This window comes from Akkermansia sp. UBA7090, from assembly GCF_002493465.1.
Lineage (GTDB): Bacteria > Verrucomicrobiota > Verrucomicrobiia > Verrucomicrobiales > Akkermansiaceae > Akkermansia > Akkermansia muciniphila_A.
Genome location: NZ_DKYW01000031.1, coordinates 5493 through 19946, shown reverse-complemented (window position 1 = coordinate 19946; position 14454 = coordinate 5493). Strand labels below are relative to the sequence as shown.

The window sequence follows — 14454 nt, the reverse complement described above, 5'->3', positions numbered from 1 at the left end:
TTCCTTCATGCCGGAATCCCTTACCGTTCTGGGAATAGAATCCTCCTGTGATGAAACGGCGGTCGCCATCCTGCGCTCTGCCGGAGAGGAAAAAGCGCCGGAAATACTCTCTTCCGTCATCTCCTCCCAAATTGCCATTCACCGCCAGCACGGCGGCGTAGTCCCGGAACTGGCTTCCCGCAACCATTCAGCGGACCTTCCCGGAATCATCCGTACCGCGTGCCGCGAAGCCGGAACAGCTCCTGCGGACATTGACGTTTTCGGCGCCACGGGTGGCCCCGGCCTGGTAGCTGCGCTCCTGGTAGGCAACAGCACGGCCAAGGCTCTTGCTCTGGCGGCAGGCAAGCCCTTCGTCTCCGTCAATCATCTGGAAGGCCATCTGCTCTCCCCCTTCCTCAAACGCCCCGGCGGTCCCGTTCCCCATCTGGGCATGGTCGTTTCCGGCGGCCACACCCTCTTTGTGGACGTGCGCGGCGTAGGGAACTACCGTCTGCTGGGCCGTTCTTTAGACGACGCAGCAGGGGAAGCCTTTGACAAGGTAGGCAAAATGCTCGGCCTTCCCTATCCCGGAGGGCCGGAAATCGACCGCCTGGCGGCGGAAGGCGATCCGGAAGCCTTTTCTTTCCCCCGGGCCCTGATGAAAGAACATACAGTCAACGTATCTTTCTCAGGCCTGAAAACGGCCGTTCTCTACACATTGCCCAAAATTACGAAAACCGGCGATCCTCACGACCTGCCCCGGCAAACTCTGCACGACCTCTGCGCTTCCTTCCAGCGGGCCGTGACGGACGTCCTGATTCACAAGGCTCTGAAAGCTCTGCGCGCCTCCGGTCACCGCACCCTTGCCGTCTCCGGGGGCGTCTCCTGCAACAGGGAGCTGCGTTCCCGCCTGAAAACCGCCTGCGACCGCGAAAAAGTGGAACTGGTCCTCCCGGACTTCGACTTGACGACGGATAATGCCGCCATGATCGCTTATGTCACCTGTCTCAAAGCCCGCAGGGGATTGTTCCACTCTCTGGATGAAGACGTTGACCCCAATCTTAAATTGACGGAAGATCTAAACAGATCCAAATATTCAACGCATTCCTGATAAATACATTATACATGGGCGCCCTGCATTCGCAGCATTAAACTGAAAAAATGTTCATGTTTTCATTGACATCCCGCATCTAAAAACGTAACATAGCGTCCGCTTTTCGTCAGGCAACACGGGAGGATGCTATTTATCCGCTAGAACCGCAGGTTTGGGCGGATTTACGACTTCTCTAGGAGCAGCGAAAAGCGGAAGAAGTCTATGCTTCTGTAGCTCAGGGGTAGAGCGCATCCTTGGTAAGGATGAGGTCGCGGGTTCAATTCCCGCCAGAAGCTCCATCTTCAAGCTAGACCCATAGCAGCCCAAACCTAAACATAATATTATGGCTAAAGAGCAATTCCAGCGCAACAAGCCCCACGTGAACGTGGGCACCATCGGTCACGTTGACCACGGCAAAACCTCCCTTACCGCCGCCATTACTTCAGTGCTCGCTAAGAAGGGTTTCGCCGAAGCACGCGGCTATGACCAGATTGATGCCGCCCCCGAAGAACGCGAACGCGGCATTACCATCTCCACGGCTCACGTTGAATATGAAACGGAAAACCGTCACTATGCCCACGTTGACTGCCCCGGACACGCCGACTATGTGAAAAACATGATCACCGGCGCCGCTCAGATGGACGGTGCTATCCTCGTGGTTGCCGCCTCCGACGGCCCGATGCCGCAGACCCGTGAACACATCCTTCTTGCCCGCCAGGTGGGCGTTCCCGCCATTGTCGTTTACATGAACAAGTGCGACCTGGTTGACGATCCCGACCTGCTCGAACTCGTGGAAATGGAAATCCGCGAACTTCTCAACGAATACGAATTCCCGGGCGACGACACCCCCATCATCAAGGGTTCCGCCGTTAAGGCTCTGGAAGGCGACGCCGCCGCCGAAGACTCCATCATGGAACTTATGGCTGCCGTTGACTCCTACATCCCCCAGCCCGAACGCCCCGTGGACCAGCCCTTCCTCATGCCTGTGGAAGACGTATTCTCCATCTCCGGCCGCGGCACCGTGGCTACCGGCCGTATCGAACGCGGCGTCATCAAGAAGATGGAAGAAGTGGAAATCATCGGCATCAAGGACACCCAGAAGACCGCCGTTACGGACATCGAAATGTTCCGCAAGCTGCTTGACGAAGGTCAGGCCGGTGACAACGTTGGCCTGCTTCTCCGCGGTTTGAAGAAGGAAGACATCGAACGCGGCCAGGTAATCATCAAGCCCGGCACCGTGAAGCCCCACAAGAACTTCAAGGCTGAAGTTTACGTCCTGACCAAGGAAGAAGGCGGCCGTCACACTCCGTTCTTCAACAACTACCGCCCGCAGTTCTACTTCCGCACGACGGACGTGACCGGTTGCTGCACCCTTCCCGAAGGCGTGGAAATGGTGATGCCCGGCGACAACGTCAACCTGGAAGTCCAGCTCATCACTCCGATCGCTATGGAAAAGGCCATGCGATTCGCTATCCGCGAAGGCGGCCGCACCGTGGGTGCTGGTCGTATCAGCGAAATCCTTGACTAAGTTCCTCAGGAACTGTAGAGGAATCTACATCAGGTTTAATGAGGGGGCCTCCCCGCAGGCCCCCTCATTTCCCACGAAAGAAGAGACTTCAACAGGTCAGTAGTTCAATTGGTAGAGCGTTGGTCTCCAAAACCAAAAGTTGGGGGTTCGAGTCCCTCCTGACCTGCCACTTCTTTCCAAATACACCACCCCACCTTGAAGCATGTTTCGCAAGATTTCTCAATTCATCGCCGAAGTTAAAGGCGAACTTAAGAAGACGACCTGGCCCTGGGAAAGCGACCCCAAGGTGAAAGGTTTCAAAAAATTCCGCGAACTCTGGGGTTCCACTCTCGTCGTACTGATTGCCATGGTCTTCCTTGGCGCGTTTGTTGCATCGTTCGACATCTTCCTTCACAGCGTGGTCAACTACCTCATCCAGTTGGCAATCTAGTTTTACTCTCCCCCACTTTTTCTCCGATCATGCCCAGTACCCCAGAGCCCCACGAACAATGGTATGTCCTTCATGTCCTCTCCGGGCAGGAAAACAGTGTTCGTGACCGCATTATCCGCAAGGCGAAGGACGCCGAACTTTCCGACTTCATTTACCGGGTGGAAGTCCCCACGGAACTCATTTCCGAAGTGCGGAACGGCAAAAAAACAGAACGCCACAGCAAACTCTTTCCCGGGTACGTTTATGCCAACATGTACTTGCTGGAAGCGGACGGCACCCTGAACAAGGATCTTTGGTACTTCATCCAGCAAATTGACGGCGTCATCAGCATCGCCGGTTCCCGCAACGCCCCCCTCCCCATGCGCAAGCGCGAGGTGGAAGATCTTCTGCCCCTGCTGGATGCGGAAGCCGTCGCCGCCCGTCCCAAGGTGGAATTCGCCGTCGGCGACCCTGTGCGCGTATGCGAAGGACCGTTCCAGAGCCAGGAAGGCACCATCGAAGAAATCGACCCGGAAAAAGGCAAATTGCGCGTCAGCGTTTCTATTTTTGGCCGCGCCACGCCTGTGGATCTGGAATACTGGCAGGTGGAAAAAGCCTGAGTCTTTTTCTCCCCCCTCTCATCAGTTCTCTTCCCGTTTATTTTCTCCGCTAACAAAGCAAAACCATGGCAAAAGAAATAACCAAAATCATCAAGCTCCAGATCAATGCCGGAGCCGCTAACCCCTCCCCGCCCGTGGGTCCGGCACTTGGTCAGGCCGGTGTAAACATCATGGCATTCTGCAAGGAGTTCAACGCCGCCACGCAAAAGCAGGCCGGCGATCTCCTGCCGACCGTCATCACGGTTTACAAGGACAAATCATTTTCTTTCATCACCAAGCAGCCCCCGGGCAGCGTGCTTCTCAAGAAAGCCGCAGGCATCGCCTCCGGCTCCGGCGAACCGAATAAAAAGAAAGTCGCCACTCTTTCCAAGGCCAAGCTGATGGAAGTCGTCAACACCAAACTCCCTGACCTCAACACGAAAGACCCCGAACGCGCCGCCCGCATTCTTGCTGGCCAGGCTCGTCAGATGGGCATTGAAGTTGAAGGTATGTAACACTCACCGCAGGAGGATTAAACCAATCCGAACGCACTGCCAAATACACACATGTCTACCAAACGCAGCAAGCGATATCAAGAAGCAGCCAAGCTTGTTACTCCTAACAAGAACTACAGCATCACGGAAGCCGTGGAAACCATGAAATCCTTCCCGGCGCCGAAATTCGACCCGACTGTCACCGTCTCTTTCCACCTGACTGTGGACCCCCGCAAATCCGACCAGATGGTTCGCGGCAGCGTTTCCCTGCCTAACGGCACGGGTAAAAACGTTCGCGTCCTCGTCTTTGCCCAGGGCGATGCCGCCAAGGCCGCTCAGGAAGCCGGAGCCGAATTCGTGGGGTTTGAAGACCTCATCAAAAAAGTCCAGGAAGGATTCGTTGACTTTGATACGGCCATTGCCACCCCCGACGCCATGACGGAGGTACGCAAGGTTGCCCGTGTGCTGGGTCCGCGCGGCCTGATGCCCAACCCGAAAACCGGTACCGTCACGGATGATACGGCCAAAGCTGTGAAGGAAGTGAAGGCCGGCCGCGTTGACTACAAGGTTGACAAGAACGCCAATATCTCCGCCGCTGTAGGCAAGCTGTCTTTCTCCAACGAAAGCATCGCCGAAAACATCGCTGCCCTGATTGATTCCGTCGTCAAGGCCCGCCCGGCTTCCGCCAAGGGCGCCTACATTGAATCCGTCACCGTTTCATGCGCCATGTGCCCCGGTCTGCCGGTTGACACCGCTTCCATCGCCAAACTGTAACCCGAACCGATTTAGCACACCATGAATCCTGACAAGCGTATCATCATTGACGACCTGACCGCTCGCGTCAACGCCTCCCCGTTCCTGATCGTCGTGGACTACACCTCGATCACCGTGCCTGAGTTCACCAACCTGCGTTCCGCCCTGGCCGCCTGCGGCGCCCAGTGCCACGTAGCCAAGAACAACTTCATGCGCACGGCTCTGACGGATGCCGGCCTTCCCGACATCGGGGAACATCTCGTCGGCCAGACCGCTTTCGTGACCGGCGCATCCGACGTAGCAGGCGCCGCCAAGGCCATCAACACCTTCGCCAAGGCTTCCAAAAAAGCCGAATACAAGGTGGCGATCCTGGACGGAGCCATTCTTTCCGCGGACGAAATCCGCGCCATCGGCGAACTGCCTCCCCGCGACCAGCTGCTTGCCAAACTCCTTGGCACCATCAACGCGGCCGGTTCCGCTCTTGCCCGAGTTATTCAGGCATATGTGGACAAAGAAAACGGCGGCAGCGAAGAACCCGCCGCCTAATACCAACCCCTTGACCGGACGGTCCGGTTGCACTCTAGCCAAATGTGTGAAAACCGGACCCGACTCTCCTACAGGTTCCTTGTCGGAACTCCGGCCGGAGAACTGAAATGCCAAGTTGGCTCTTGGCGCGACTCGAAACCAAACTAGAAAATAATACAATGGCTGATATTAACAAAATCGCTGAAGAACTCGGCACCCTTACCATCTTGGAAGCTGCCGACCTCGTCAAGCTCCTGGAAGAAAAGTGGGGCGTTTCCGCCGCTGCTCCCGTAGCCGCCGCCGGCGCTGCCGCCGCTCCTGCCGAAGCTGAAGAAGAAAAGACCGAATTCAACGTCGTCCTGACGGAAGCCGGCGCCAACAAGATCGCCGTCATTAAGGCCGTCCGCGAAGTGAAGGCCGGTCTCGGCCTGGTGGACGCCAAGAAACTGGTTGAAGGCACTCCCGCCGTCATCCTGGAAGCCGTCTCCAAGGACGAAGCCAACGCTGCCAAGGCCAAGCTGGAAGAAGCCGGCGCCAAGGTGGACGTCAAGTAAGCTTTTTACTTCCCGCGCAACAGGAGAAAAGCCGTTTTTCTCCTGTTGCGCTTCCTCGTCTTCACATCCCGCGTGATCGACTAGAGGCTTTTTATCCCGTAAAACGCTTCCAGTCGGTTCCGCCCTTCAGGGAAAGGACCGCCCAGCCCAGCATCCGGGTTCTTCAGGATGCAAACCATAACATCTCCGCCACAGCAGCCCATGTCAAAGCGACTCTACTTCGGGAATATCAAGGAAGTCATCGAACCTCCGAACCTTATTGAGATCCAACTTCAATCATACTTCGATTTTCTACAACAGGACACGCCGGCCGCGGCCAGGAAAAACATCGGGTTACAAGGCGTTCTGAAGGAAATCTTTCCTATCAAGAGCTATGACGAAAACATTGAGCTCGACTTCGTCTCCTACGACATTGAACAGCCGAAGATGAGCGATTACGAGGCCATCCGCGCGGGGGAAACCTACAGCGCCGCCCTTCAGGTCACCTTCAAGCTCAAATCCGACAACGAGTCCAAGGAAGAAACGGTTTATATGGGGGAACTCCCCATGATGACCAACCGCGGCACCTTTGTCATCAACGGCGCCGAACGCGTCATCGTGTCCCAGCTTCACCGTTCCCCGGGCATTTGCTTTGAAAGCGCCCAGCACCTGAACGGGAAACTGCTTCACTCCTTCCGCATCATCCCGGACCGGGGCTCCTGGCTGGAGGTTCAGTTTGACACCAATGACCTGCTCTACGTTTACCTTGACCGCCGCCGCCGCCGCCGCAAGTTCCTTGCGACGACGTTTATGCGTTACCTGGGTTTCAAAACGGACCGTGACATCGTCAGCCAGTTCTACAACATCCGCACGCTTCCCCTGAGCGAAGACATGACGGAAGAAGATCTGCACAACCTCGTGGCTGTAGACACGATCAAGGATAAGGATCTGGTTCTTGCCAAGGCTTTCGAACAGCTCAACATGGGTGTGGTTCGCCAGCTCCTCCAGTTCGGCATCAAGAAAATCGACGTCATTGACCAGAGCGAGGACGACGTGCTGATCAAAACCCTGAAAAAGGATCCCGCTCACGACGAAGAATCCGCCCTCAAGGAAATCTACAAACGGCTGCGGCCCGGAGACCCCGCTACGGCGGCTCAGGCGCGCACCCTGCTCAAGAGGCTTTTTGACGATCCCAAGAAATATGACCTCACCCGCGTGGGACGCTATAAAATCAACCAGAAACTCGGTCTGGACACCAGCCTGGACCAGCGCCTGATGACGGCGGAAGATTTCCTGGCCGCCCTCAAATACCTCCTGCGTCTCAAGAAGGGTGAAGGCATGGTGGACGACATCGACCACCTGGGCAGCCGCCGCGTACGCGCCGTAGGCGAACTTATGGCCAACCAGTGCCGCGTAGGTCTCGCCCGCACCGAACGCCTGGTCAAGGAACGCATGACCCTCATTGACCAGAACATTGAAGGCGTCACGCCCAGCAAACTCATCAATCCGAAGGCCCTCAGCGCCGTCGTGCGCGATTTCTTCGGCCGTTCCCAGCTCTCCCAATTCATGGACCAGATCAACCCCCTTGCGGAATTGACGCACAAGCGCCGCCTTTCCGCCCTGGGGCCCGGCGGTCTGAACCGTGACCGTGCCGGGTTCGAAGTCCGGGACGTGCATCCTTCCCACTACGGGCGCATTTGCCCCATTGAAACGCCGGAAGGCCCCAACATCGGCCTGATCAACTCCATGTGCACCTACGCCCGCATCAATGAATTCGGGTTCATTGAAACGCCTTACCGCAAGGTGGAAAACGGCCGGGTCACCAATACCATTGAATACGTCACCGCCGATCAGGAAGAAGGCTATCTCATCGCCCAGGCCAACAACCCGCTGGACGAACAGGGCAACTTCACGACCTCCCGCGTAACCGCCCGCGAAAAGGGCGAATTCATCGAAGTGGATCCGGCGGACGTGCATTACATGGACGTATCTCCCAAGCAGCTCGTCTCCATCGCCGCAGGTCTTATCCCCTTCCTGGAACATGACGACGCCAACCGCGCCCTGATGGGCTCCAACATGCAGCGCCAGGGCGTGCCTCTGATGGTGGCGGAATCCCCGTACGTGGGAACCGGCATTGAAGGCAAGTGCGCCAGGGACTCCCGTTCCGTCGTTCTGGCGGAAGCGGACGGCATCGTGGCCTCCGCCACGGCTGAAGTCATCATCACTACGAAAGACGGAGAACTGCCCGTGCGCCCGGAAGTGTTCCTGTCCGATCCCGACAGTGTGCGCACGGACCGCGACAATGGCGTTTACGTCTATCCCCTGCGCAAGTTCATGCGTTCCAATGCCGGCACCTGCATCAACCAGCGTCCGATCGTGCGCCGCGGCGACAAAATCAAAACCGGCGACGTGCTGGCGGACGGTCCGAACACGGACCAGGGCGAACTGGCCCTCGGCCGCAACGTTCTGGTGGCCTACATGCCGTGGAACGGCTACAACTTCGAAGACGCTATTGTCATCTCCGAAAAAACCGTGAAGGAAGACACCTTCACCTCCATCCACATCTCCGAGTTTGAAGTGCAGGCCCGTGATACCAAGCTGGGCCCGGAAGAAATCACCCGTGATATCCCGAACGCCGGTGATGAAGCCCTGAAAAACCTGGACCATGACGGCGTCATCCGCATCGGCGCGGAAGTGAAACCCGGCGACATTCTCGTCGGCAAAATCACTCCTAAATCGGAAACGGAACTGGCCCCGGAAGAACGTCTCCTTCGCGCCATCTTCGGTGAAAAGGCCGCGGAAGTGAAAGATACATCCCTCCGCGTTCCCTCCGGCTGCACCGGCATTGTGATGGACGTGCGCATTTCTTCCACAGGCTCCGGCCACCACCGCGGCGACCTCGTCGTGGACAGCGCGGAGAAGAAAAAACAGTTCAAGAAAATCAACGACGAACACAAGAAGAAGAAAGAACAGCTTATTGATCAGTTGACCAAGAAGCTCTCCGACATTCTTCTGGGCGAAAAAATCCCGTTGGACGTCGTCAACGAACAGACCGGTGAAATCATCATCCCGGCCAACCGGAAAATCACCAAGACCCTGCTGCGCAAGCTGGCTCTGGTTCACGACCACATCGAAATCGAGCCCAGCCCGATCCGCAACAAGATTCTGGAAATCATCACCTCCTTTGAAGGCCGCTTCACGGAACTGGATGACGAACGGGAACACCGACTGGATCAGATGGAATCCGGAGACGAATCCGAACCCGGCGGACTGAAAGAAGTCAAAGTATACATCGCCGCCAAGCGCAAGCTCGGCGTGGGTGACAAGATGGCCGGCCGCCACGGCAACAAGGGCGTTGTCGCCAAAATCGTTCCGGAACAGGATATGCCCTTCCTCGCGGACGGCACTCCGGTGGACATCGTGCTGAACCCCTTGGGCGTGCCTTCCCGAATGAATGTGGGACAGGTGCTTGAAGCTCACCTCGGCATCGCTGCCAGAGCCCTCGGCTTCAAAGTGGCCACTCCGGTGTTCGACGGCATCAGTGAAGAAACCATCTGGAATTACATGTCCGAAGCCAAGAAGGTGGACGGTTTCACCTGGATCGGCGACGGCAAGGACGGAACCGTAGGCGGGAAGAGCACCCTTTATGACGGCCTGACCGGCGAACCTTTCCACAACCCGGTGGTGGTAGGCCAGACCTACATGCTCAAGTTGAACCACCTGGTGGCGGACAAGATTCACGCCCGTGCCGTGGGTCCGTACAGCCTGGTCACGCAGCAGCCCCTGGGCGGCAAGGCCCAATACGGCGGCCAGCGTTTCGGGGAAATGGAAGTGTGGGCGCTGGAAGCCTATGGCGCCGCCTATACCCTCCAGGAGCTTCTCACCGTCAAATCCGACGACGTTCAGGGCCGTACCCGCATTTACGAATCCATCGTGAAGGGGGATAATACCCTGGAAGCCGGAACTCCGGAATCCTTCAACGTTCTGATGAAGGAAATGCAGTCCCTGGGGCTGAACGTACGCCCCGGCAGCAAGGATGAACAACCCTCCCTGCAACTCGGCGGCACGGATCTCACTCCTGTGGACGGCATGACGGAAGGCTTTGACAGCGACGACATGGCCGGCCTGGCGGACGTCGACTTCTCCGACCTCAAATTCTAATATCCACCGCATTCCGCCCCCGCGCCGCAAAACGCGGGGGCGGACACCAAACCTTCTTTAAACTTTCAATATATGTCTGACACCCCCACCATCAGGGAAATGCACGGCCTGAGCGACAAGCCCCGGACCTTTGACCAGGTTGCCATCACCGTGGCGGATCCGGATACCATCCGCAGCTGGTCATTCGGTGAAGTCGTCAACCCGGAAACCATCAACTACCGCACGTTCAAGCCAGAAAAAGGCGGCCTGTTCTGCGAACGTATCTTCGGGCCCACCCGAGACATGGAATGCGCCTGCGGCAAGTACAAGCGCATCAAGCATAAGGGCATCACCTGCGACCGCTGCGGCGTGGAAGTAACCAACGCACGCGTGCGCCGCGAACGAATGGGCCACATTGAACTGGCCGTTCCGGTCTCCCACATCTGGTTTTACAAATGCATGCCCAGCCGCATCGGCCTTATGCTGGACATGACTGCCCGCCATTTGGAACGCGTGATTTACTATGAAGACTACATCGTGGTAGATCCCGGCAGCACCCCTCTGGAAAAGGGTGCCATCCTGACGGAAGAGGAATTCCGCAACGCGGAAGACGAATACGGCTATGACAGCTTTGAAGCCGGCATGGGCGCAGAAGCCATCCAGAAAATGCTGGCGGCCATCGATCTGCCTACCCTCGTCGCGGATCTTCAGGAACAGCTGGACAATACCAACTCCAAGCAGAACAAGCGCAAGATTGCCAAGCGCCTGAAACTGGCCCAGGGGTTCCTTCAGTCCAACACGCGCCCGGAATGGATGATTTTGAATGTTCTTCCCGTCATTCCTCCGGATCTGCGCCCGCTGGTTCCCCTGGAAGGCGGCCGTTTCGCCACGTCTGACCTGAATGACCTGTACCGCCGCGTCATCAACCGCAACAACCGCCTGAAAACCCTCCTGAGCCTCAAAACCCCGGAAGTCATCATCCGTAATGAAAAGCGCATGCTTCAGGAAGCCGTGGACGCCCTGTTTGACAACGGACGCCACGGCCGCGCCGTCACCGGCGCCGGCAACCGCCCCCTCAAATCCCTCTCCGACATGCTGAAGGGCAAGGGAGGCCGTTTCCGCCAGAACCTGCTCGGCAAGCGCGTGGACTACTCCGGCCGCTCCGTTATCGTCATCGGCCCGGAACTGAAACTCAACCAGTGCGGTCTTCCCAAGAAGATGGCGCTTATTCTGTTTGAGCCCTTCATTATCCACCGCCTGAAAGAGCTGGGCTACGTGCACACCGTGCGCTCCGCCAAGAAGCTCATTGATCGCAAGACGCCGGAAGTGTGGGACATTCTGGAAGAAGTGACCAAGGGGCACCCGGTCATGCTCAACCGAGCCCCCACCCTGCACCGACTCTCCATCCAGGCTTTTGAACCGGTTTTGATTGAAGGCTCCGCCATCCGTCTGCACCCGCTCGTCTGTAATGCGTACAACGCGGACTTCGACGGCGACCAGATGGCTGTGCACGTGCCTCTGTCCGTGGAAGCGCAGATGGAAGCCCGTCAGCTCATGCTGGCGCCCAACAATATTTTCTCCCCTGCTTCCGGCAAACCCATTGCCACCCCCACGCAGGACATCATTCTGGGCGCGTACTTCCTGACGCACACCCGTGCTGCGGAAGTGCAGAACAACCAGGATAATCATCACCATCTTCCCCTCTTCGAATCCATTGACGAGGTGGAATACGCCATTGCCGCCCGCAAGATCGGCTACCATGACTGGATCCGCCTGCACAACCCGGACTACGGCAAGAAGCCTTCCGAAGTAGTGTACGGGGATGTCACCAAGAAGGTTATCGTCACTACTGCCGGACGCGTGCGTTTCAATGAAATCTGGCCCCGGGAACTCGGTTACATTAACCGTAACGTAGGCAAGAAACAGATGGGCGACATTATCTGGCGCTGCTACCAGACCGTCGGCAAGGAACGTACCGTGCAGACCCTGGACGCCCTGAAAAACCTGGGCTTCAAGGAAGCAACCCGTTCCGGCTGCTCCATCGGCATCGTGGACATGGTGGTTCCCTCCCAGAAAAAGACGGAAATTGAAAAAGCCTATGCAGAACTGGACAAGGTGACCCGCCAGTATAAGAACGGCATCATCACGGATGGAGAACGCTATCAGAAGGTGGTGGACATCTGGACTCAGACTACGGATGTCATCCAGGCGGCTCTGTACCGCAAACTGGAACACAACGAAGGTTCCAAGATGGCCAGCCCGCTCTTCATGATGGTGGACTCCGGTGCCCGAGGCAACAAGGCGCAGATCAAGCAGCTCTCCGGTATGCGCGGTTTGATGGCGAAACCCAGCGGCGAAATTATCGAACGCCCCATCACAGCCAACTTCCGTGAAGGTCTTTCCGTGCTGGAATACTTCATCTCCACCCACGGCGCCCGCAAGGGTCTGGCGGATACCGCCCTGAAGACGGCGGACTCCGGCTACATGACCCGCAAACTCGTGGACGTGGCCCAAGACGTCATCGTCCACGCGGAAGACTGCGGCACCAGCAACGGCATCACTGTTCACGCCATCTACGACGGCGATGAAGAAGTGGCGTCCCTCTCCTCCCGTATTTACGGCCGTACTTCCTGCGAACGCATCGTTGACCCCGTCAGCGGCGAGGTTATCGTGGACGTCAACGACCTCATTAACGAAAAGCAGGCGGAACAACTGGAAAAAATCGGCATTGAACGGCTGAAAATCCGTTCCGTGCTCACCTGCGAACTCAAGAAAGGCTGCTGCGCCAAGTGCTACGGCCTGAACCTGGCCACCGGACAGGAAGTGAAGATCGGGGAAGCGGTCGGCATTATTGCCGCTCAGTCCATCGGCGAACCCGGCACGCAGCTCACCATGCGTACGTTCCACGTGGGCGGAACGGCCACCACGGCGTTCAAGCAGCCCATTGTGAAAGCAAAGAACGACGGCCGCGTCATCTACACGGAAGATCTCCGCACGGTGGAAAACGCAGACGGCAACTTTGTCGTTCTGAATAAAAACTGCTCCGTTCGCATTGAAAATGAACAGGGCCGAGAATTGGAATCCTACCAGCCCGTCATCGGTACCATCCTGTATGTGCCCAACGGCGGCGCCATCAAGAAGGATGACACTCTCGCCACCTGGGACCCGTATAACGTGCCCGTAATCGCAGAAAAGGGCGGCATCGTCGAATTCAAGGATATGATCGTGGGCATCACCGTTTCCAAGGAAACGGACCGGGAAACCGGAGCCTCCTCCCTTGTCGTCATGGAACACAAGCAGGAACTTCACCCGCAGGTAGTCATCCGCGACGCCAAGACCCGCGAAGTTCTGGCCCATCACGCCATTCCCGCAGGCGCCAACCTCACCGTGAAGGACGGGGAAACCATTTCCGCCGGCACGATGGTGGCCAAGACGCCCCGCAAGGTAGCCAAGACGAAGGACATTACCGGCGGTCTGCCCCGCGTGGCGGAATTGTTCGAAGCCCGCAAGCCCAAGGACGCCTGCACCATTGCACGCGTGGAGGGCATTGTGCGCCTCAGCAGCAAGAATACCTCCCGCGGCAAGAAGGTCATTACCATTGAAACGCCCACGGGCGAACTGGTGGACCATTTGGTGCCGATGAACAAGCACGTTATCGTTCACGAAGACGACCATGTGCATCTGGGCGACCAGCTTACGGAAGGCCCCGTCTCTCCGGAAGAAATTCTGGATGTCTGCGGCAAGGAACGCCTCCAGGAACACCTCGTCAACGAAGTTCAGGAAGTGTACCGCCTCCAGGGTGTGGAAATCAACGACAAGCATGTGGAAATCATCGTTCGCCAGATGCTTCGCAAGGTAGTCATCACGGAACCCGGCAATACCGAATTCCTGTGGGGAGACCAAGTGGACAAGACTACGTTTGATCGCATTAATGAACAAACCGTAGCCCAGGGCGGCCAGCCGGCCGCAGCCAAGCCCGTCCTGCTTGGCATCACGAAGGCCTCTCTGGAAACGGAATCCTTCATCTCCGCAGCATCCTTCCAGGATACTACGCGCGTTCTGACGGAAGCATCCACCCTCGGCAAGACTGACACGCTGGAAGGCTTCAAGGAAAACGTCATCATGGGTCACCTCATTCCCGCCGGCACCGGATTCTCCCGTTACAGCAAGATTGAAGTGGAACCCGCAGAGGGCGCGGAAGAAATCGCGCTGGCCAGCGACGAAGAGGAAGCGGCGGAACTTGCCGAAGACATGTTGAACGACACCATCAACTTCGACAACGAACGCTAAGCCCTTCACTCCATCCACATTCAAAGGCCGCTTCCCGTTTCTGGGGGGCGGCCTTTTTTATGGTCTCTCCGCGTTATTTCATGGAAAGAGGAAAAGCGGATTGGAAATTCG

General features: G+C 57.3%; 10 protein-coding genes and 2 tRNA genes. All 12 read left to right on the top strand.

Annotated features, from left to right (window positions below; all coding sequences use genetic code 11):
* Window positions 1-7: 7 nt before the first annotated feature.
* Window positions 8-1090, top strand: coding sequence for a tRNA (adenosine(37)-N6)-threonylcarbamoyltransferase complex transferase subunit TsaD (gene tsaD, locus B3075_RS10080; RefSeq protein ID WP_290488807.1), 1083 nt, complete (start codon window positions 8-10; stop codon window positions 1088-1090).
* A gap of 206 nt (window positions 1091-1296) precedes the next feature.
* Window positions 1297-1371 (top strand) — tRNA-Thr (locus tag B3075_RS10075).
* 44 nt (window positions 1372-1415) lie between these two features.
* Window positions 1416-2600, top strand: a complete 1185-nt coding sequence (tuf, locus tag B3075_RS10070) for an elongation factor Tu (RefSeq protein ID WP_012420089.1) — start codon at window positions 1416-1418, stop codon at window positions 2598-2600.
* 93 nt (window positions 2601-2693) lie between these two features.
* Window positions 2694-2769: transfer RNA gene (locus B3075_RS10065), tRNA-Trp, on the top strand.
* Window positions 2770-2802: 33 nt separating this feature from the next.
* Window positions 2803-3030 carry a preprotein translocase subunit SecE gene (locus B3075_RS10060; protein ID WP_012420088.1) on the top strand — a complete coding sequence of 76 codons (228 nt, stop codon included), beginning with the start codon at window positions 2803-2805 and terminating at the stop codon, window positions 3028-3030.
* 29 nt (window positions 3031-3059) lie between these two features.
* Window positions 3060-3629 carry a transcription termination/antitermination protein NusG gene (nusG, locus tag B3075_RS10055; protein ID WP_012420087.1) on the top strand — a complete coding sequence of 190 codons (570 nt, stop codon included), beginning with the start codon at window positions 3060-3062 and terminating at the stop codon, window positions 3627-3629.
* 65 nt (window positions 3630-3694) lie between these two features.
* Window positions 3695-4123 carry a 50S ribosomal protein L11 gene (gene rplK, locus B3075_RS10050; RefSeq protein ID WP_022197881.1) on the top strand — a complete coding sequence of 143 codons (429 nt, stop codon included), beginning with the start codon at window positions 3695-3697 and terminating at the stop codon, window positions 4121-4123.
* Between the two features lie 51 nt (window positions 4124-4174).
* A complete protein-coding gene (gene rplA / locus B3075_RS10045) occupies window positions 4175-4876 on the top strand; it encodes a 50S ribosomal protein L1 (protein ID WP_094137313.1) in 702 nt (233 codons plus the stop codon).
* Between the two features lie 21 nt (window positions 4877-4897).
* A complete protein-coding gene (gene rplJ / locus B3075_RS10040) occupies window positions 4898-5401 on the top strand; it encodes a 50S ribosomal protein L10 (RefSeq protein ID WP_012420084.1) in 504 nt (167 codons plus the stop codon).
* A 158-nt stretch (window positions 5402-5559) separates the two neighbouring features.
* Complete coding sequence (gene rplL / locus B3075_RS10035; protein ID WP_012420083.1) at window positions 5560-5934, top strand: 50S ribosomal protein L7/L12; 375 nt, start codon at window positions 5560-5562, stop codon at window positions 5932-5934.
* Between the two features lie 201 nt (window positions 5935-6135).
* On the top strand, window positions 6136-10074 hold the full coding sequence (gene rpoB, locus B3075_RS10030; RefSeq protein WP_012420082.1) for a DNA-directed RNA polymerase subunit beta: 3939 nt from the start codon (window positions 6136-6138) through the stop codon (window positions 10072-10074).
* Window positions 10075-10146: 72 nt separating this feature from the next.
* Window positions 10147-14343 (top strand): DNA-directed RNA polymerase subunit beta', encoded by a 4197-nt coding sequence (gene rpoC / locus B3075_RS10025; protein WP_290492090.1) that lies wholly within the window; start codon window positions 10147-10149, stop codon window positions 14341-14343.
* Window positions 14344-14454: the final 111 nt, after the last annotated feature.